A 20,603-nucleotide genomic window follows, 5' to 3' on the forward strand; every position below is an offset into this window, starting at 1 on the left:
GGCCGGGCGGCCGGGCCGGACGCGGTGGGTGGGCCGGACGCGGTGGGTGGGCCGGACGCGGCGGGTGGGCCGGACGCGGCGGGTGGGCCGGACGCGGCGGTTGGCGCGGTGTCGGGCAGCTCGGCCACGCCGACCAGCCGGGCGAGGCTCGCGCCGGCCTGCAACACCGAGTCGGACTCCATCAGCAGCAGGCCGATCGGGTTGAACAGGCGGTGGAAGTACAGCGCGGCGGTGGTCGCCGCGCCGACGGTGACCAGGTCGTCGCGGACCAGGAAGAACCCGGCCACCAGCACCGCGGCCAGGCCGAGGAACTCCGACCTGTTGATCCGCAGCCCGAAGCGGGTGTGCAGGTTGAAGATCTCCAGCGACAGGTCCCGCGCCACGCCGGAACGCTCGGCGATCGCGGCCACGTGCGCGTCCTCGGTCCGGTACGCGCGCACCGTCGCCGCGCCGCGCAGCGCGCCGGCCATCGCCTGCGTCCGCTCGCCGGTGGCGATCCGCTCCCGGGCGTAGTACGGCGCCGAGCGCCGCAGGTACCAGCGCAGCGCCAGCGCGTACGCGGGCGCGGCGACCAGCCCGGCGAGGCCGAGCCGCCAGTCCAGCGCGACCAGCCCGAACACGGTGAGCAGCACGGACAGCAGCGCGCCGACGAACGCGGGGCCGCTCACCGCGATCACGTTCGTCACCACCGCCACGTCGTCGCCGACGCGGGCCAGCAGGTCGCCCGTGCCGGCCCGCTCCAGCGTCGCGGACGGCAGGTGCAGCGCCCGGTCGAGGACGCGCTCACGCAGCCGGGCCAGCACCGTCTCGCCGAGCCGGGACGCGAGCGCGGCGCCGAGTGCGGTGAGCAGGCCGGTGAGCACCGCGGCGGCGGCGATCACCGCCACCCGGCCGGCGATCCGGGAGGCCGGGGCGTCGGCGATGACGTCGTCGACCAGGCGGCCGAGCACCCAGGGGGCGACCAGGCCACCCGCGGCGGCGACGACGAGCACCGTCGCGGCCGTGGCGCTGAGGCCCGGCCGTTCGCGGAACCGGGCGGCGAGCGTGGTCCAGGTCTGCCGGGCGGACGCGACAGGCAGCAACGTCCGGCCGGGGGTACGCGGGTCGGCGGTCACCGCAGTGTCTCCTCGCGGTAGCGGGTGTCCTCGGCGAGCAGGCGCTCGTGCGGTCCCTCGGCGGTCACCCGGCCGTCGGCGATCACCACCACCCGGTCGGTGATCCGCAGCAGGGCCGGGCTGCTGGTGACCAGCACCGTGCCCCGGGGCGCCGCCCGGCGCGCCCGCGCCAGTCCGTCGGCGAGCTGCGCCTCGGTGGCCGCGTCGACGGCGGTGGTGGGGTCGTGCAGCACCAGCACCGGCGGGTCGGCGTGCAGCGCCCGCGCCAGCCCGAGCCGCTGGCGCTGCCCGCCGGAGAGGTTCGCGCCCCGCTCGACGAGCCGGTGCTCCAGGCCGCCGGGGTGCGCGTCCACCACGTCCTGCGCCGCCGCGGCCCGGACGGCGGCGTGCAGCTTCGCCTCCTCGGTCCGGGCTCCGGCGGCGAGGTTGGCCGCCACCGTGCCCTCGAACAGCGTCACGTCGTGCGGCTCGACGAGCACCGTGCCGCGCAGCGCGTCGACGTGCAGCTCGTCGGCGGGCACGCCGTCGACGCGTACGGCGCCCCGGCGCTGGTCCGGCGGCACCCGCCCGGACAGCAGCGCCACCAGCGCCTCGGCGTCGGCCGGGTCGTACGCGAGCACACCGACCATCTCGCCGGGGCCGACGCGCAGGCTCACCCCGTCCAGCCCGGCGTGCCCGACGTCGTCGAGGGCGAGCCGTGGCCCGTCCGTGTACGGCGGCGCCGCGGCGTCGCCGGGCCGGGTCAGCGGTTCGGCGCCGAGCACGCGCGCCACCCGGGCGGCCGAGGCGCGGGCCATCGCGAACAGTTGCACGCAGTAGCCCATGGTCTGCACCGGCTCGGCGACGAACTGCGCGAGCCCGACCACTGTGACCAGCTCGCCGATGGTGAGCCGGCCGCGCAGGGCGAGCCAGCCGGCCACCCCGGCCACCGCCGCGAGGAACAGGCCGTTGGCGGCGGTGGTCAGCCCGAGGTGCAGTCCCTTGGTGTTCGCGGCGCGCAGCGTCACGGCGAGGGCGTTGCGGCTGGCGGCGGCGTACCGGCCGGCGGCGTGGTGCTGGGCGCCGATGCCGCGCAGCACACGCAGGCCGGAGACGAGGTCCACGGCGAGCGCGGTGGTCTCCGCGAGCGCCTCCTGCTGGGAGGCGCTGCGCCGGGACAGCAGCGGCGCCATCCGTTGCAGCACCAGGACCAGCACCGGCACGCCGACGAGCACGCCGAGCCCGAGGGGGATGTCGATGACCAGCAGCGCGGTCGCCGCGACGGTCAGCGCGGTCACCGCCGCGACACCGAACCCGGCCACCCGCACCACGTACGCGGAGAGTTCGGCGTCGGAGGCGGCGACGGAGAGCAGTTCGCCGTCGCGCAGGCCGGAACGGTGCCCGCGCGGGTCGAGCGCACGCTCGGCGATCTCCACCCGCAGCAGGTGCGCCTCCCGCTCCACCGCCGCGAACGCCTGGCGGGCGCCGTTGCGGTAGGCGAACGCGAGCACGGCGAACAGGGTGGCGAGGCCGGCGACCGAGTACGCCAGCGCCCACGGGTCGCCGGTCACCACGGCCCGGTCGATGATGACGCCGATCGCCACCGGCACGAGCGCCTCGGCGACCTGGTGCAGGCCGAGCAGCGTGACGCCGATCAGCACCGGACGCCGCTGACGGCGCAACGCCTGACGGAGCACGTACCGGGCCGTGACAGCGCGGCCGGCGGGTTGCGGGGACACGAGGGGACGCCTCCAGTGCTCGAAGTGAGGACAGCCTAACCTCAGCCCCGGAAGCGACCGAGGCGGGTGGCACGGCTCACCACGGCCTCCGCCAGCGGGGTCCGGTGACCGCCGGTAATGTTGATCAGGCCGAGAGTGCACCCAAATGTCCGCTGCCCCAGAGGAGCGACCATGCTCGATCACGCGTCCGGCCGAATCGACATCGCCCGCCTCCAGGAGACGCTCGACGGACCGTGGTCCGAGGTCCGCCAGGCCCACCGCAAACACCTCGACGAGCGCTTCCTGCCGGTCTACGGCGAGACCGGCGACCAGGCGCGGGAGCGGATCACCCGGCTGCTCGGCGAACTCCCGGTCGAGCTGGGCATCGCCGCGGGCTTCCCGGCCGAGTACGGCGGCCGGTCCGACATCGGCGCCTCGATCGTCGCCACCGAGATGCTGGCGCAGGTCGACCTGTCACTCATGGTGAAGGCCGGCGTGCAGTGGGGCCTGTTCGGCGGCGCGGTCGCCGCCCTCGGCACCAAGCGCCACCACGACGCCTACCTCCGGGACATCGTCGAGGGCCGTCTCTTCGGGTGCTTCGCGATGACCGAGACCGGTCACGGCTCGGACGTGCAGCAGCTGCGCACGACCTGCGTGTACGACCCGCTGACGCAGACCTTCGACCTGCACACGCCGCACGAGGCGGCGCGCAAGGACTACATCGGCAACGCCGCGCGGGACGGGCGGATGGCCGTGGTCTTCGCCCAGCTGATCAGCGGCGGGCACCGCCACGGGGTGCACGCGTGGCTGGTGCCGATCCGCGACGAGCACGGCAACCCGATGCCCGGCGTGAGCATCGGCGACGCCGGCCCCAAGGCCGGGCTGCTCGGCGTGGACAACGGGCGGCTCAGCTTCGACCACGTCCGGGTGCCCCGGGAGATGCTGCTGGACCGGTACGCGCAGGTGGCCGAGGACGGGACGTACTCCAGCGCGATCGAGAACGACTCGCGCCGCTTCTTCACCATGCTCGGCACGCTGGTGCGGGGCCGGGTCAGCGTGGGCGGCGCCGCGTCGGCGGCCACCAAGGCGGCGCTCGCCATCGCGGTGCGCTACGGCGACATCCGCCGCCAGTTCAGCGACGGCGACGGCGACCGCGAGGTGCTGCTCAACGACTACCTGGCCCACCAGCGCAAGCTGCTGCCCGCGCTCGCCACCACGTACGCGCTGCACTTCGCCCAGACCGAGCTGGTCGCCGCGCTCGACGAGATCCAGGGCGGCGACGGGCCGGTCGACGAGCACCGGCAGCGGGAGCTGGAGTCCCGGGCCGCCGGGCTCAAGGCGGCGCAGACCTGGCACGCGACGCGCACCATCCAGACGTGCCGGGAGGCGTGCGGCGGCGCCGGCTACCTGTCGGAGAACCGGCTGCCCAGCCTGAAGGCCGACACCGACGTGTTCACCACGTTCGAGGGCGACAACACGGTGCTGCTCCAGCTGGTCGCCAAGGGGCTGCTGACCGGCTACCGGGACGAGTTCGGCTCGCTGGACGGCTGGGGACGCGCCTCCTTCGTCGCCGAGCAGGTACGCGAGATGGTGCTGGAGCGCACCGCCGCGCGGGCGCTCATCGCGCGGCTGGTCGGCGCCGTGCCGGGCCGCGACGACGAGGTCGCGGTCACCGACCGGGGCTGGCAGCTCAAGGTGTTCGAGGACCGCGAGGAGCACCTGCTGGACAGCGCGGTCCGCCGGCTGCGCGGCGGCGCGTCGACGAAGAAGGACCGTCCCTTCGACATCTTCAACGACGTGCAGGACCACGTCCTCGCCGTCGCCGCCGCGCACGTCGACCGGGTGACCCTGGAGGCGTTCGTCGCCGGCATCGACGCCACCGCCGACCCGGCGGTCAAGGAGCTGCTGTCCCGGGTCTGCGACCTGTACGCGCTGAGCGTCATCGAGGCGAACAAGGGCTGGCTGCTGGAGCACGGCCGGCTCACCCCGGCCCGGTCCAAGACGATCACCAGCGTGGTGAACGGGCTGCTCAAGGAACTGCGGCCGTACATGCGCACGCTGGTGGACGGTTTCGCCATCCCGGACGCGTGGCTGCACGCCGCGATCCTGCGCGAGGAGCCCGGACGCCAGGAGCAGATGGCCGCCCACGACGCGGAGGCACAGGCAGCCGCCGGCTAGGGCCGGCCGTGGCGCCACGGCCCCCGGTCAGGTGCCGGGGGCCGGCGCGGGTCGCGGTCGTACCGGCGGATCCGGCGTCCCGGCCGGGTCGGCCGCGGCGGCCCGCGACGCGGCGTACCCGCTCGCGCCGATCGCCAGGTACAGGCCGCCGAACAGCCAGAACGCGGCGAACAGGAAGCCGCGCTCGGCCATCGCGAGGGTCATCACGAGCGCCCCGGCCACCGCGGTCACCGCGTAACCGGCCCGCATGCCGTACGCGCACAGCGCGCCGACGGCGAGTGGTGCGGCGATCCACAGCGCCGCGCCCACCCAGCCGACGCCGACCGAGCCGCCCGCCGACGCGACCGCCACGAGCACGCCGGGCATCGCCACGAACCCGCCGGTCAGGTAGTGCCACCACCGTCCACCGGCTCCGCGCCGCAACGCCCACGGCACCAGCGCCGACGCACCGGCCACCAGCGCGAGCGGGAAGTAGTACAGGCCGATCTCGCCGGACGCGCAGGCGAACAGCGCCAGCACCGCCGCGCCGGCGAACCGGGCCGCGCCGCGGACCCGGTCGGGCAGCACCAGCGGCGCGGCCGCGAGGAGCGCCGGCAGCACCGTGAGCATCGCGATGCCGGGGCCGAACCGGCGGACGAGGCCCTGCTCGCCGGAGTCGGCGCCGAGCGGGTCCACCGGCACGGTGGACGGCAGCAGGAAGCTCACGCACACGGCGATCAGCACACCGGCCGCCACCGCTACCACTGACAGCATCCGGGCGGCCCGCTCCGCGCCGTCCTGGACCGGCAGGCCCAGCTCCTCCCGCGCCTGGCCCGCCACCTCATGCGGCTCGCCGAGACCGGCGAGGATCTCGGCGATGTCGCGTCCACCGTCCAGCGCGTCGGCGATGTGCGCGCGGACGTCCGCGACGATCTCGCCCGCCGCGCCCGGCGGGACCTCGGACAACTCCGCGTCGAGGGCCCGCAGATAGGTCTCCGCCGCCTCCGGGAAGCCGTCGTCGCTCATGTCTCCTCCGCCATCAACTCGTCGACGTGCGGCTGGATCTCCCGCCACACCCCCGCGAACAACCGCAGGTGCGCCCGCCCCTGATCGGTGATCGTGTAGTACCGCCGGGCGTGCCCCTGCTCGGGCGCCACCCACCGGGTCTCCACGGTGCCCGCCTGCCGCATCCTGGCGAGCAGCGGATACAGGCTGCCCTCGCTCGCGGTCAGGCCACGGACGGCGAGCCACTCGGCCAGTTCCAGGCCGTACATGTCGCGCCGCGCGAGCAACGCGAGCACGCAGAACTCCAGCACGCCCTTGCGGATGTTCGTGGTGATCCGCTCGCGTGCACCGTCCATGCTTCGCAAGATACCTTGCTATGCAAGACCTCTGACGCGAGGGGTCCGCGGCACGCCACGCTCACGTGCCGCGGACCGGCGTCGCGGGGGTCGCTCAGAGCGTCCGATACGAGCCGAAGGTGCCGCGCGTCGTCCAGCCCCGGAAGAGGCCGAGCCCGTACCCCTCGCCGCCGCAGTCGGCGGATTTGTAGCCGATGACGTTCTGGAAGCCTCCGCTCCAGGCCAGCAACCAGTCGGAGTCCGCCGGGAAGGGGCGGCAGAGACCGTCCGGCGCGGCCTGCCGGGCGACCACGGCGAGCGGATTGCTGGAGTAGAAGACCAGGCCCGTGTCGGGGTTCGGGATCGTCGCCGGCTCGGCGGCGGCGGGCGTGGCGAGCAGCGGGACGGTCAGGGCCGCGGCGGCGAGACCGGCGGCGATTCGCATGGTGGACGTGCGCATTCTGTCCTCCAGGGACGGTGGGCGGCCAGGGAGGGGCGGCGGTTTCCCGCCCCGCCAGGAGCGATGCGCATCGATGCCAACCGTGCCGGAGAAAAGTTGAGTTGTCAACCAAATCGGCGTCAGGCATCGACCGACGTGCATTGACACATTTGGTTACGGCGGTGATAGTAACTGCAAAGCTCCCGCCGGTCCCCCCGCGGGGACGCACCCGGCGGCGCCACGCCGACGTGGCCGAGACCGCCACCACCACCTCCCAGGGAGCGCCGTCACGACGTCCCCTGGAGGACGCATGAGAACAAGATCGAAGATCTACGCCGGGCTGGCGGCCGCCGTCGTCCCGATCGCCTCGGTGATCGTCGCGCTCGGCGCGACACCGGCGGGCGCCGCGATCGGCGGCTCGGGGCCCTACCCCGCCGACTACGAGACCTCGTCGAGCCTGCCCAACCACACCATCTTCCGGCCCCAGACGCTCCCGTCCGAGCGCCTTCCCGTCCTGGTGTGGGGCAACGGCGCGTGCTCGGCCAACGGCCTCTCCCAGGGCAACTTCCTGCGCGAGATCGCCTCCCACGGCTTCCTCGCCATCGCCAACGGCGCACCGAACGGCTCCGGCTCCACGAACTCCCAGATGCTCACCCAGTCCATCGACTGGGCGGTGGCGGAGAACTCCCGGTCGGGCAGCAAGTACTACAACCGGATCGACACCACGAAGATCGCCGTGGCCGGGTTCTCCTGCGGCGGCCTGGAGGCGTACGCGGTCTCAAACGATCCGCGCGTCACCACCACCGGCATCTTCAGCAGCGGCCTGCTGAACGACGCCGACGACTACCAACTGCGCCGGCTGACCAAGCCGATCGCGTACATCGTCGGCGGGCCCAGCGACATCGCGTACCCGAACGCGATGGACGACTGGGGCAAGCTGCCGCCCGGGCTGCCCGCCTTCATGGGCAACCTGAACGTCGGGCACGGCGGCACGTACGACCAGCCCAACGGCGGCGAGTTCGGCCGGGTCGCGGTGCTCTACCTCAAGTGGCGGCTGAAGGGCGACATCGGCGCCGGGGCCAACTTCGTCGGCCCGGACTGCGGGCTGTGCCGCACCCAGTGGAGCGTGCAGCAGAAGAACCTGACGCTCGACGGCCCGCCGCCCACCACTCCCCCGCCCACGACCCCGCCGCCCACCACGCCGCCGCCGACGACGCCTCCGCCCACCACCCCGCCGCCCGGCGGGGCCTCCTGCACCGCCGTCTACGCCGTCCAGGACCAGTGGAACGGCGGCTTCGTCGCCAGCGTGACGGTCACCGCCGGGAGCGCCGCGCTGACCGGCTGGCGGGTGACGCTCACCCTGCCCGGCGGCGCCGCGATCAGCTCGCTGTGGAACGGCGTGCCGAGCGGCACCAGCGGCACCGTCACGGTGGCCAACCAGAGCTACAACGGACGGCTCGGCGCGGGGCAGACCACCACCTTCGGATTCCAGGGCACCGGCAGCGGCGGCGGCGCCACCGCCACCTGCGCCGGCAGCTGAACCACTCCGGCGGGGGCCGGCGCCGGACGCCGGCCCCCGCCGAGGTGAGTATCGTCTCGCCGGTACGCACGGCCGCCGCCGATCCCTCGTGGACGGTCTGGACCGGCCTCGCGAAGACTGCCTGCTAGCGCGACCACCGGCGGCCGGAGGTAAACATTTCGCGCACCGGAAAGCCCTGTGCCGTAAGCCTTCCGGCCATCCACACGAAGTTGACATGGTAGATGGTTGGGCTAGGGTTCCGCCGAACGGTTGTCACCGAGGCAGGTATCCGGTCACCACGAGGACGGCATGACGGCACAGTGCAGTGGCTTCGACATCCGCTTGCTGGGCAGTCTCCGGATCACGTACGCCGGGCGGGAACTGCCACTGCGCTCGGCTCAGCGCCGGGCCGTCTTCAGCGCGCTGGCGCTCACCCCGGAGCGGGGCCTGTCCCGGGACGAGCTGATCGCCGCCGTCTGGGGTGAGCATCCCCCGGCCAGCGCGACCGGCAACCTCTACACGTACGTCTCCGCCCTGCGCCGCATGCTCGAACCGGACCGGCACAGGTGGTCCTCCGGCGGGGTGCTCACGTCCGAGGGCGGCAGCTACCGGCTGCACGTCGACGCCGACGCTGTCGACGTGCACCGCTTCGAGCGGTTACGGGAGCGCAGCCGCGCGCCGCGCGCCGCCGGGGACACGACCGGTGAACTGGCCGCGCTGGACGCCGCACTGGCCGAGTGGCGGGGCGACGAGGCGCTCGTCGGCGTACCGGGACCACGAGCCGCCGGCCATCGGATCCGGCTCGGCGAGCTGTACCTGACCACAGTGGAGCGGCAGGCCGAGCTGATGCTGGGCCTCGGACGCGGCGCCGAGGTCGTCGACCGTCTGCTCGCGCTCGCCGGCCGCCACCCGGCCCGGGAGAGCCTGTACGCGGTGGCCATGCGGGCCCTGGCCGCGCAGGGGCGTACCGCCGAGGCGCTGGCGCTGTACGCCGCACTGCGGGACCGGCTGGTCGAGGAGGCCGGCACCGAACCCGCCGCCGCGCTCCGGCAGATCCACGAACAGCTCCTGGGCGGCAACCCGGCGCACCCGCGCGCCCCCGGTCCGGCGCCGTCCCGGCACCCCGGCTTCCGGGGTCGCTCCGCCGCGCTGGCCCACCTGCGGTCGGCGGTCACCGGCCTGGCCGGCGGACGCGGCGGCAGCGTCTGGGTCAGCGGCGAGGCCGGCATCGGGAAGTCCGCGCTGCTGGCCGAGGGACTGAGCGGCGCGGCCCCGCTCGGCGTCCGGGTCGGCTGGGCCGTCGGCGACGAGCTGGCGTACCGGATGCCGTTGAGCATCGTGCTGGAGTGCCTGTCACTGGGCGACGCCGGCCTGCCCGCCTCCTTGCACGCCTGCACGGGCGGGGCGTCACCGACCATGACCGTGATCGACACGGTCCAGCGGTTCGTGGTCGCGCGGTGCGCCGAACGGCCGCTGCTGCTGGTCCTCGACGACCTCCAGTGGGCCGACGACATGTCGCTGCTGATCTGGCACGCGCTGCACAAGCTCACCACGCGGCTGCCGCTGCTGCTCGTCTCCGCCGCCCGCCCGGTGCCCGCCGGGTACGAGGTGCGGCTCCTGCGCCGGGTGCTGCCCCGCGACGGCACCGCGCTGATCGAACTCGGGCCGCTGGACGACGACACGGCGGCCGGCCTGGTGCGCACCTGGTCCCGCCCGCCCGGCCCGGATCTGGGCACCGCGCGCTCGTTCGTCGCGGCGGCCGCCGGGAACCCGTACTACCTGCGGCATCTCGTGCTCGCCGACCGCGACGGCCGGACCGCCGACACGCCCGGACCGGAACTGACCGACGCCGTCTCCCGGCACCTGCAACCGCTCGCCGACGACACCCGTCAACTGCTGCGGGCGATCGCGTTCCTCGGCAACAACTACCTGGTGACCGACCTCGCAGCGGTCACCGGCAGATCGGCGCCGGAGCTCCTGCCGGCCGTGGAGGAGGCGCTGGCCGCCGGCCTCCTCGTCGAGGACGGACGCCGCCTGCGGTTCCGGCACCCGGTCATCCGCCGGGTCCTGCGCGGCGCGATCCCGACCGCGCTGCGGGTGCTGATGCACAGGCAGTTCGCCCAGCGGCTCGCCGAGGCCGGCGGCGACCTCGGCCGGGTCGCGGGCCAGTTGCTGGCCGGGCCGGTGCCGGTCGACGCGTGGGTGCAGGACTGGCTCACCGCGCACGCCGCGCAGCTGAGCGCTGTCGCCCCCGCGCCCGCGATCGCGGTGCTGCGGCACGCCGTCGCCGCACCCGGCCTCTCCGCACCGGCCCGCGAGCTGCTCACCGCGCAGCTGGCCCGGGTGCTGCACCGCAGCGGGCTGCCCGCCGGCGCCGAGGCGAGCTGGGTGTCGGCGCACACCGGGGACGCCGCGACGCGCGCCGAGATGGACCGGATCGCCGTCGGGACACCGGTCTCCGGCCAGCGGTGAGAAGACTGCGCGTCACCGTTCTGGGGCCGGTACGCGCCTGGAACGGCGAGGTCGAGATCGACCTCGGCCCGGCCCGGCGGCGGGCCCTGTTCGCGGTGCTGGCGGCGAACGCCAACCGCCCGGTCACCCGCACCGAGCTGATCCGCGCGCTCTGGGGCGAGTCGGCGCCGAGCACCGCGGCGGGCAACATCTACACCTACGTCTCCGGGCTGCGGCGCGGCCTCGGCCCGGCCGGAGGGCTGCTGCGCTCCGGCCGGACCGGCTACACGTTGCGCCTCGAACCGGGCGCGCTGGACGCCGACCGGTTCGAGAGGCTGTGCGAGGCGGCCGGGGCGGCGGCCGCCGCCGGGCGGTCCGGGGAGGCAGTGGCCCTGCTCGACGAGGCGCTCGCGCTCTGGCACGGCGAGGCGTACGCGAACGTCACCGGCCTCTTCGCCGACCTCGACCGGCACCGCCTGACGGAGCTGCGGATCGCCGCGGCGGAGCGGCGGGCCCGGCTGGTCCTGGCCGGCGGCGGCGACGACGCGCTGATCGCCGAGCTGACCGGCCTGGTCCGCGACCACCCGCTGCACGAGCCGTTCCACGAGCTGCTGATGGGCGCGCTGCACCGGGCGGGCCGGGGCACCGAGGCGCTCGACGTCTTCCACGCCGCACGCCGGGTGCTCACTGCCGAACTCGGCGTCGAGCCGGGCCCGGCCCTGCGCGGGCTGCAGAGCCGCATCCTCGCCGAGCCGACGCCGGCCGCCGCTGCGGCACCGGCCGCCTCGGCAGCCGTGGCGGCGCCCGCCGTACCGCCGCGGGGTGCCCTGGTCGGACGCGACGGCGACCTGGCGTTGCTGGCCGGCCTGCTGGGAGCGGGCCGCAGTGCGATCGTGTGGATCGAGGGCGAGCCGGGCATCGGCAAGTCCGCACTGCTCGACGCCGCCCTGGACGAGGCGCGGGCGCGGGGCCACCGGGTCGCGCGCGGCGTCGCCGAGGAACTCACCAGCCGCATCCCGCTGCACGTGATGCTCCGGGCGCTGGCCCTGGAGGACGCGCCGCACGAGGACCCGGCCACGGCCGTCGACCGGGTGCTCGACCACGTCCGGACGCTGACCGCCACGGGCCCGCTGGTGCTGGCCGTCGACCATCTCCAGTGGGCCGACGAGGTGAGCCTGCTGGCCTGGGAGCGGCTGGCCGCGCTGACCCGGTGGCTGCCGCTGCTGCTCGTCGCGACCGCCCGGCCCGAGCCCGGTCGCCGCGACCTGGCCCGGCTGCGGCGCGGGGTGAGCACCCGCGACGGGCACCTGATCCGGCTCGCCCCGCTGCCCGCGCCGGACATCGAACAGATCTTCGGTACGACGGTGGGCGTGCCGCCCGGCGCCACGCTGCGGTCACTGGCGCCGCTGGCCGCCGGCAATCCGCTGTACGCCCGGGAACTGGTCGCCGGACTCGTGGCGGAGGACGCGGTACGGGTGGTCGACGGGCTCGCCGAGGTCGACGCGCGCGCCGACGACATGCCGCGCTCGCTCCTGGACACCGTGCGGGCCAGCCTCGACCACCTCTCCCCCGGCGCCCGGGAGGCGCTGCGTTACGCCGCCCTGCTCGGCGGCGAGTTCGCCGTGGCCGAGGTCGCGGCGGTCACCGGACGGTCGCCGTTCGACCTGATGGCCGGGCTGGAGGAGGCGGTCGCCGCCGACGTCCTCGTGGCCGCCGGCAGCGAGCTGGCGTTCCGGCAACCCGTGCTGCGGCGGGCGCTCGCCGCAGGCATCCCCGCCGCGCTGCGCCCGACGCTGCACCGGCACGCGGCGCAGGCGCTCGCCGAGAACGGAGGCGCGCTCATCCGGATCGCCGAACACCTGCTCGCCGGTCCGCCCGAGGTGGACGAATGGCTGGTCGGCTGGCTGGTCGCGCACGGCGACGAGCTGTTCCGCCAAGCGCCGGAGGCGGGCCGGGAACTGGTGCGCCGCGCCCTGGCGAGCCGCCGGCTGTCGCAGGCGCAGCGGGCGACGCTCGCCGCCCTCCGCGACGGGTAGGCCCTCAGCGCAGCCCGGGTACGCCCGTGAACCGGCGCGCGGCCGCCGCCGGGACCGGCGTACCCGGGCCGGTGCGGCGCGCGAGATGCTGGCGCAGGGCGGCCAGGGCGAGGGCGTCGAAGCGTACCCGCCCGTCGACCGGCGGCTCCTCCACTGCCAGTTCCCGCAAGAGCAGCCGGGCCGGGGCACCGGCCTCCGGCTCCTGCACCTGGAGCACCGTGAACGCCGTACCGGGGAGGAAGAGGACCCGGGCCGGCACGCCGTCGCCGGTCTCGAACACGGCGGTGCGCCGCGCCGTGGCCGACCAGATCAGCACCTCGACCGTGCCCGGCAGGTCGGCGGGCGGCTCGGCGAGCGCGTTTGTGAACCCCCAGTCCGTCAGCACCCGGCGCTGCGCGATCCGGCGCAGGTCCGCCGTGGTCAGCTCGGCGCCGGCGTACGCGACGCCGCGGTGCGCCGGCAGCCGGCGTACGCCCGCCGACACGCACCTGGCGAACGGCACGTGACCACCCGGCTCGGCGGACCGCAGCGCCTGGTCCAGGCCGTCACCGGCGGCGGAGAGGTAGAGGCGGACGGCGGTGGCGTACTCCACCGCGCCGGCGCCCTCGGCCAGCGCCGGGTGCGCGGTGAGCACGTCCGCCACGTCGGCGGAGACGGCGGCGATCTCGCGGCGGAACGCGCGCCGGAACCAGGTCCGCTCCTCGTCCAGGTCGGGTCCGGGGCGTACGCCGCGCGCGTCGTCGCCGGGGGTGCGCTGGAAGCGGACCGGCGCCGGGCCGGGGCGCCGCACCGGCAACGTCATCGTCGGGCCCGTCGCCCACCCCGCGCCGCCGCCGAGCACCGGCCCGGCCACATCCGGTCCCTCGCCGTGCGGCCCCGCCACGCCTGACCCGGCACCGTGCGGTCCGGCCACCTCCGGCGCCGCGCCGGGTAGTCCGGAGCCGGCCGGCGGGGCCGCGTCCGGCGGGGCGGCGGGAACGGCCACCCCGGCAGCGGCCACCTCGCCGGTCGGCGGCGCGGGCGGACCGGCCACGGCGACGGGCACCGGTTCCGGCACGGCCGCCGGCACCGGGACGGGCGGCACAGCCGCCGGCGGCGCGGAGACCGGACCGGCGGCGTCACCGGTCGTGTGCCAGTACGTCCCGGCCTCGAACCCGCGAGCCGAGAGCCCCGGACGTCCCGGCGCCACGGCCGAGGACGGCTGTACCGCCGTTCGCCCGCGGGTCGCCGGGTCCAGCCGCGCGGTCAGGTCGCCGGCCAGTTCCCGGTGGCGGTCAGCCACGGCCGGTGCCGGATCGTCCACCACCAGCCGGGCGCGGTTCGGGTCCATCGGCACCGCGCGGATCCGGTCGGCGTGCCGGGGCGCCTCGGGGCCGCGCAGCCAGAGGCCGGAGGGGATCACCTCGACCACCGCGTCGTGGGCGTACTGGTAGACGCGGGGGCCGACCGGCTCGCCGAGTTCCGGCGGCGCGCGGTGGCGCAGGATGCGCGGCGTCACCGCCTTCGCGCCCAGGGTCTGCCGGGGACGGTAGGCCAGTTCCTCGGCGAAGACCTGCCAGCCGGGCCGCCCGTCGGTGTCGACGGTGAACATCGCCGGACCGTCCGGACGGCCGGTGGGCACGCCGGTGAAGACGCGCACCGGGCAGCGCAGCAGGTCGGCCAGCGCCTGCCCGAACTGGTCGCCCTCGGGCAACGCGACCGGGCCGTACTGGACGAAGCGGGCGTGGTCGCGGCCCTCGGGCGCCAGCCCGCGCCAGAACCGGGCAATGTCGTCCAGGCGCAGCGGCGCCGTTCCGGGGCAGCCCACCAGCACCGGCATCGCGTCCGGCAGGCACGGCATCGTCGCGGTGAGGTGACTTCCGTGTACGGCGACGGCGGCCTCGTCGCGGCTCTCCCGCAACCACACGCCGCCGGGTAGCGGCTCGGCGGCGCAGGTCGAGCTGATCGTCAGGTGGTCGACGGCGGCGCCGTCCCACGCCGGTACGGGATAGCGCTTCGACTGCCAGACCGGCGTCTGGCCGCGCCGGTAGCAGACCCAGCCGCCCAGGTCGGTCGCGTGCACGAACAGCAGTCCCGCCGCGCCCGGGATCATCCGCCCGAAGGGGGCGATCACCGGCCGGCCCAGCCGGTCGGAGAGCCACTGGCCGGCGAGCGCCCCGGTCTCCGGGCGAGCGCCGCAGACCACCAGCCGGATGCCCCGGCGCAGGCGCTGCCGGCGCAGCTCGGTCGCGACCGTGTCCCAGATGTCGAACGGCAGTTCGTGTTGCAGGTCCAGGATCACGATGTCGTTGTCGGGATCCCGGTCCACCGACAGCGCGACCGTACGGGCCTCCGTGCTGATCCGCTCACTGGCGTGCAGCACCAGGGCGTTGCCGACGGTGTGGCGCGTGATCACCTCAGATCATGCCGGAGCGCAGGGCGTAGGCCACCGCGTGCGAGCGGTTGCGCAGCTTCAGCCGGTGGTTGAGGCCGTAGATGACGTTCTTCACCGTGCGCTCGGAGTAGCGCAGCTCGTCGGCGATCTCGTTGGTGTCGAAGCCCTCGGCCATCAGCCGCAACACGTCGATCTCCCGCGCGGTCAGGCCGGAAGCGTTCAGCCCGTTGGGGTTGAGCACGTCGCGCTGGAGCCGTTCGATGTGTTTGAGCAGCTCGCCCACCAGGTTCGGGGGCAGTACGCCGCCGCCGGAGGCGGCCGCCCGGACGCTGTGCGCGAGGCGTTCGGCGGTGACCGCCGCGCGCGGCAGGACCGCCACCACGCGGCACTCGACGGCGGTCAGCAGTTCCTGCTCGCTGACCTCCGTGGTGATCAGGACGACCGGGGCGCCGATCTCGGTCGCCGCGAGACGCAGCATGGCGATCACGTCGGTGGTGAGCCGTTCGGCGGCGACGACGAGGACCCGCGCCCGCGTGCGGTCCGCGCTGTCCAGCAGCGTGATGTCCGGACACGACCGGAGGTGGGCGGTCAGGCCGGTGTGGGTCAGCGGGTCGGGCGCGTGCACAAAGACGGCAACTTGCTCCACAGCCATCTCCATCACTGTCAGTAGGGGGTGACAGTCTCATGGAGAGTCCTTCAGGAAATCTCCACAGTCTCCGGCCGGATGGCTGCCAGGCGTGAAGATGTGCGAGTAACCGCTGGTCAGACTTTTTTCAGTCAGTGAAGATTGATTTCGACAGGGCCCATCTTCTCCGTCGCGAGCTTCCCGGCATTCTCGCCCGCGGCCTGGATCGCCTCCATGATCGCCGCCTGCAACGACGCTGCGTCACGCCGTTCGTACACCACCGGGTCGACCCGGACGGCCTGGACCCTGCCCAGGCCGCTGGCCATGACGACCACCGTGGCGTCCTGCGAGCGACCGGTCACGACCGCCTTCGCCAACTCCGCCTGCGCGCCGCGCATCTGGTCCTCCAGGCGCTGCGCGTTCTCCATGAACTCCTGGAACGAGGGCGGGATCGGCTTGGACTCGGGTTGCATGCCGGGCCTTTCTGTCCGGGACGGGCGGGTGGTCAGCCGACGGCGGCCAGGCCGCCGAGCCGTTCGCCGACCGCCGGGCCGGGCGCGGCCAGGTCGGCGAGGGCGAGGGTACGGGAGCCGGTGCGCCGGGTCAGCGCGAGCGAGAACTGGTGGGCGGCGTGGACGGTGCGCTCGGGCAACCGCCCGGCCATCTGCGTCAGCGCGGCGCGGACGTCGTCGGGCACCTCGTGGCCCCGCCGCTCCAGGTGCCGCAGCACGATCGCGGCCAGCTCGTCGGTGCTGAACTCGGGCACCGACCACTGCTGGCCGAACACCTCGTTCACCGCCGGCACCGCGGCCCGCAGGCCCGCCAGCGCCGCCTCGTCGCCGGTCAGCACCACCACCGGGTCACCGAGCCGGGAGCGCATCCGGCCGACCAGCGCCTCGGCGATCTCCGGCGCCACGCCGGAGCCGTCGTCGACGTAGTCGAGCTGGAGCACCCCGCCGGCCGCGTCGTCGAGCACCGCGTCGACGAGACTGCCGGTCTGGCCGGGCCACTGCGGCGCCAGCTCCCGGCTGGTGCCCGCCCGCACCAGGTGGCCGACCGGCACCAGGCCCAGCTCGGACAGGCAGGCCGCGTAGAGCCGGGCGTACTCGCTGCGGCCGCTGCCGGCCCGGCCGGCGAGCAGCACGTTGCCGGTGCGGCCGGGGCCGCGCCGGCGGTTGCGCCCCTCGCAGAGCTGCAACAGCGTCTGCCCGGCCGCCTCCTTCACCCGCTGCCCGCCGACCAGGCCGCAGATCCGTTTCCAGCTGCGGGCAGCGTTTATCGCGCCGGTGGGATCGGTCGCCGCGTCGGGTTGCTCACCCTGCTCGACCGGCAGGTCCTCCAGCAGCGCCAGCTCCGGTTCGACGTCGGCGGCGGTGAGCCGGTTGAGTTCGCTGTCCTTCGTGGGCGGCGTGGTGGCCAGTCGCGACGCCTGGTTGTTGATCAGCGCCTCGAACAGCTTGCGCGCCACCCGGCCGTTGCCGAACGTGGCGTTCCTCGGCACCCGGGTGAAGTACGCGGTGAGCGCGTCCACCGCGTCGTCGGTCAGCTCGTAGTAGTGCTTGCTGACCAGGTTCGAGGTGATGGTGACGAGTTCCTCGACCGAGTAGTTCGGGAACTCGATGGTACGGGTGAAGCGGGACGCCATACCGGGGTTGGAGGCCAGGAACTGCTCCATCAGCTCGGAGTAGCCCGCGACGATCACCACCAGCTCGTCTCGGTGGTCCTCCATCATCTTCATCAGCGCGTCGATGGCCTCCTGGCCGAAGTCCGGTCCGGAACCGCCGGAACCGCTGGACAGCGTGTACGCCTCGTCGATGAAGAGCACGCCGCCGAGCGCCTTGGTGACCAGCTCGGTCGTCTTGATCGCGGTGGAGCCGATGTACTGGCCCACCAGGTCGGCCCGCGCCGCCTCCACCATGTGGCCCTTGGACAGGATGCCCAGCTCCTTGAGCACCGAGCCGTACAGGCGGGCCACTGTGGTCTTGCCGGTGCCGGGCGGGCCCGCGAAGACCAGGTGCCGGCTCATCGGCGGCATCGGCAGGCCCATCTGGAGCCGGACCTGCGACATCTTGATCAGGTTGATCAGCGCGGTGACCTCCTGCTTCACCCCGCGCAGACCGATCAGGCCGTTCAACTCGCGAAGCGGCTCGCTCAGCTCGTCCGAGCCGTTCCCCTCGGCCGTACCCTCGTCGTCGGCGACCGGGACCGGCGCGGCGGCCGGCGGGCCGGCGGGCATGGCCTGCGGACGGCCCACCGTCAGCGCCTCGGTGGTCACCGTCGCGCCGGGCGCGCGGCGCACGTCCTCGCCGCCGCTGTCGCGCACCACGCACCGGGTGAGCGCGACCGGCTCCACGGTGTCCACGCCGATGCCGGCCGCGCCGCTGCCGAACACCTCCCCGTCGCTCACCGACCCGCGGGAGCCCGCCTCGAAGACGATCCCGTCGGCCCGGGCGTCACGTACCCGGGTCTGCGTGACGCTCGCCGAGCCGGTGACCCGCAGGCCGTCGCGGGCCGCGCCGACGATCTCGCTGTCGCCGAGCTGGAGCGCCCCCTCGGCCAGTACGCCGGAACCGCGCAGCAGGGCCGCGCGCAGCGTCAGGTCGGCGCCGGCGCCCACCCGGACGCAGGCCGCGCCGGTACCGGTGAGGCGGGCCTCGCGCACGACGCCCCGCGCCGGTCCGGTCAGCGCGAGCGCCGTCGCCTCGCCCGCGTCCACCACCAGGTCGGTGCCCTCCAGCGAGGCGCCGTCCTGGACCAGCACCCCGGAGCCCGTGGTGATCTCGGCGCGCAGCCGCTGGAGCACGACCGCCGACTCGCCCGCGAGCACCGCGACGTTGTCCCGCGTACCCCGCACGGTCAGGCCGAGGAAACGCGGGGCGCCACCGTTGACGGCGACGCCCACCGGCGCGTCCTGGATCGTGCAGTCGGTGAAGGTCGGCCGGCCGCCGCCGAGCACCTGGACCGCTGTGTGCCCGGCGCCGCCGAACGTGCAGTCGCGGAACGACGGCGAGGCACCCTCGGCGATGTGCGCCGACTGCACCGCCGCGCCGGTGAACGTCGAGTCGCTGATCTGCACGTCGGCCTCGCCCCGGACGAAGACGTCGACGTTGCCGCTGCCGGTGACGGACAGGCCGCGGATGCGGGCCCACGCGCGCTGCTCGACCACCAGGGCGGGCTTGCCGGCGCCGGTGATCTCGCACTGCTCGACGGTGAGCCGGGCGTCGCCGCCGACGCACACGCTGTTCGCGCCGGCCGTACGCAGCCGGCAGCGGCGCAGCGTCAGCGCGCTCTGCTCGCCGGCCACCACGCTGCTCGTGGCGACGTCGTGGACGTCGGTGTCCTCGATCGTGCTCGAACCGGCCGACATCACCACCACGCCCGCGCCCGCCGAGCTGGTCACGTCGCAGCCGCGCAACGCGACGGTGCCCTGCATGCGGGCCAGCAGCGTCACCCAGGAGGCGCCGCTGACCCGGCAGTCGTCGAGCGCCACCTCGCCCGCGTACACGTCGACAGCGGCGAGCGTGGCGTCGGCTGAGCTGAGCGTGATGCCGCGCAGGTGGGCGCCCTCGCCGCGGACGACGAGAACGCTGCCCTCCTCGACGTGCACCTCGACCGTGCCGGGCTGGACCGCGCTGATCGTCACCCGGTCGCCGACCACGAGCTTCTCGACGTACCGGCCGGGGTGGACGTCGATCGTGGCGCCCGGCTCGGCGCGGGACAGCGCGGCGCCGATCGTCGGATGGGAGCCCGGCCTCCGGTCGCCCACCACAAGAACCTGCCGACTCACCGCGTCACCCCTTCCGGTCCAGTCCGGGCAGCACCCGCAGGCGCCCGCGGGCCGCCGCTCCGACGCGTACCCGGGGCTCGGCCGTGGCCCAGCGGTCGACGCTGCGCCGCAGCGACGTGATCGCCAGCTCGTCGAGCGACAGCCGGTTGGAGTCGACCCGGCCGGTGTCGTCGATCTCGTTGGCGCCGATCTCCCGCAGCAGCACCGCGCCGCGCCCGCCCGCCGCGGGCCGGCGCAGGTCCAGCACCTTGAAGCTCGTACCCGGCAGGAACAGCACCCGGTCCTCGACGTGCTCGTCGCCGTCGGGTTCCAGCAGGCTGGTCCGGCGGGCGGTCATCGACCAGATCAGCACGTCGGTGTCGCCGTCCTCGGCGGCGCACGGCTGGGTGAGCGCGTTGACGAAGCTCCAGTCGGTGACCAGCCGCCGGTCCTGGTAGAGCGCCCACTCCCCGGCGGTCGGCGAGAGCCGGTAGACGGTGGTGCCCCGGAAGGACGGCATCCGGGAGACCCCGGCGACCACACAGCGCGCGAACGGCACGTGCGGCCCCTTGCGGCCTGACCGCAGGCCCGCGTCGACGCCCGGCCCACGGCCGGTCAGGTAGAGCCGCAGCGCGACCGAGTCGGCGAGGACGTCGTCGGTGGACACGCCGGAGCCCTGCATGCCCGGGTGCTCGGACATGATCCGGGACACCGAGCTGGCCATCACGTCGAACTCGCGGCTGAGCGTGCGGCGCAGCCAGGCGCGCTCGTCGGCGAGCCCCTTCTTCTCCGACAGCAGCGCGCCCGCGCCGGCCGAGGGCACCGGCTGCAGCCGCGCCTCGGCGGCCACCTCCGACGGCTCGGCGTCCTCCGCCGGCCCGGCGGTCGTTGCCCGCCCGGGTGTGTCCACCGGCTCGGCGCTCCGCGCCGGGCCGGTGCCGGCGTGCGCGGCGGGCGGCAGGTCGACCGCGACCGGCATCGACGGCGGACCGGGCGGGGATGAAGGAACAGAACGTCATCGGCACCATGCAGCTGCTCGCCGCCGCGCAGCGCGCGCCCCGGCTGCGCAAGCTCGTGGTCCGCT

Annotated in this window: 13 protein-coding genes and 1 pseudogene; 4 read left to right on the forward strand and 10 right to left on the reverse strand. The window is 74.9% G+C overall.

Translation table 11 applies throughout. The features are described 5' to 3' along the window. The coding region (locus AB0D28_RS28840) for an ABC transporter ATP-binding protein (protein WP_357390910.1) at positions 1-1,115 on the reverse strand (1,115 nt) is incomplete at its 3' end. Continuing rightward, on the reverse strand, positions 1,112-2,833 hold the full coding sequence (locus AB0D28_RS28845) for an ABC transporter ATP-binding protein (RefSeq protein ID WP_357390912.1): 1,722 nt from the start codon (positions 2,831-2,833) through the stop codon (positions 1,112-1,114). The genes AB0D28_RS28840 and AB0D28_RS28845, both read right to left, overlap by 4 nt. 171 nt (positions 2,834-3,004) lie before the next feature. On the opposite strand from AB0D28_RS28845, the gene AB0D28_RS28850 reads away from it, so the two are divergent. Next, complete coding sequence (locus AB0D28_RS28850; RefSeq protein WP_357390914.1) at positions 3,005-4,990, forward strand: acyl-CoA dehydrogenase; 1,986 nt, start codon at positions 3,005-3,007, stop codon at positions 4,988-4,990. Between the two features lie 27 nt (positions 4,991-5,017). Here the strand turns inward: AB0D28_RS28850 and AB0D28_RS28855 are convergent, their stop codons facing one another. The 3 genes from AB0D28_RS28855 to AB0D28_RS28865 form a co-directional block, all read right to left on the reverse strand. After that, positions 5,018-5,995, reverse strand: a complete 978-nt coding sequence (locus tag AB0D28_RS28855) for a hypothetical protein (protein ID WP_357390916.1) — start codon at positions 5,993-5,995, stop codon at positions 5,018-5,020. Beyond that, entirely contained in the window at positions 5,992-6,330 is a 339-nt protein-coding gene (locus AB0D28_RS28860; protein ID WP_357390918.1) for a PadR family transcriptional regulator, read from the reverse strand. The genes AB0D28_RS28855 and AB0D28_RS28860 overlap by 4 nt, the downstream gene beginning before the upstream one ends. A gap of 94 nt (positions 6,331-6,424) precedes the next feature. Next, positions 6,425-6,769: a hypothetical protein gene (locus AB0D28_RS28865; RefSeq protein WP_357390920.1), complete on the reverse strand. Its 345-nt coding sequence runs from the start codon at positions 6,767-6,769 to the stop codon at positions 6,425-6,427. 289 nt (positions 6,770-7,058) lie between these two features. Here AB0D28_RS28865 and AB0D28_RS28870 point away from each other — a divergent pair, with 289 nt between their 5' ends. The 3 genes from AB0D28_RS28870 (at position 7,059) to AB0D28_RS28880 (ending at position 12,754) form a co-directional block, all read left to right on the forward strand. Beyond that, positions 7,059-8,288, forward strand: coding sequence for a cellulose binding domain-containing protein (locus AB0D28_RS28870; RefSeq protein ID WP_357390922.1), 1,230 nt, complete (start codon positions 7,059-7,061; stop codon positions 8,286-8,288). A 288-nt stretch (positions 8,289-8,576) separates the two neighbouring features. Beyond that, a complete protein-coding gene (locus tag AB0D28_RS28875; RefSeq protein WP_357390924.1) occupies positions 8,577-10,739 on the forward strand; it encodes a BTAD domain-containing putative transcriptional regulator in 2,163 nt (720 codons plus the stop codon). Beyond that, positions 10,736-12,754 carry a BTAD domain-containing putative transcriptional regulator gene (locus tag AB0D28_RS28880; protein ID WP_357390926.1) on the forward strand — a complete coding sequence of 673 codons (2,019 nt, stop codon included), beginning with the start codon at positions 10,736-10,738 and terminating at the stop codon, positions 12,752-12,754. The genes AB0D28_RS28875 and AB0D28_RS28880 overlap by 4 nt, the downstream gene beginning before the upstream one ends. A 4-nt stretch (positions 12,755-12,758) precedes the next feature. On the opposite strand, the gene AB0D28_RS28885 is transcribed toward AB0D28_RS28880, so the two are convergent. From AB0D28_RS28885 to AB0D28_RS28905, 5 genes and pseudogenes are all read right to left on the reverse strand, one after another. Next, complete coding sequence (locus tag AB0D28_RS28885; RefSeq protein WP_357390928.1) at positions 12,759-15,149, reverse strand: hypothetical protein; 2,391 nt, start codon at positions 15,147-15,149, stop codon at positions 12,759-12,761. 1 nt (position 15,150) lies between these two features. Continuing rightward, on the reverse strand, positions 15,151-15,786 hold the full coding sequence (locus AB0D28_RS28890) for a response regulator transcription factor (protein ID WP_357390930.1): 636 nt from the start codon (positions 15,784-15,786) through the stop codon (positions 15,151-15,153). Between the two features lie 119 nt (positions 15,787-15,905). Continuing rightward, positions 15,906-16,226, reverse strand: a complete 321-nt coding sequence (locus AB0D28_RS28895) for a YbaB/EbfC family nucleoid-associated protein (RefSeq protein WP_357390932.1) — start codon at positions 16,224-16,226, stop codon at positions 15,906-15,908. 32 nt (positions 16,227-16,258) lie between these two features. Next, positions 16,259-19,540 carry a right-handed parallel beta-helix repeat-containing protein gene (locus AB0D28_RS28900; RefSeq protein WP_357390934.1) on the reverse strand — a complete coding sequence of 1,094 codons (3,282 nt, stop codon included), beginning with the start codon at positions 19,538-19,540 and terminating at the stop codon, positions 16,259-16,261. Between the two features lie 4 nt (positions 19,541-19,544). Further along, positions 19,545-20,525, reverse strand: a pseudogene (locus AB0D28_RS28905) (hypothetical protein); the annotation flags it as partial. Between the last annotated feature and the right edge of the window lie 78 nt (positions 20,526-20,603).

It is taken from the genome of Micromonospora sp. NPDC048169, from assembly GCF_040652815.1.
In the GTDB taxonomy this organism is placed as follows: Bacteria; Actinomycetota; Actinomycetes; order Mycobacteriales; family Micromonosporaceae; genus Micromonospora.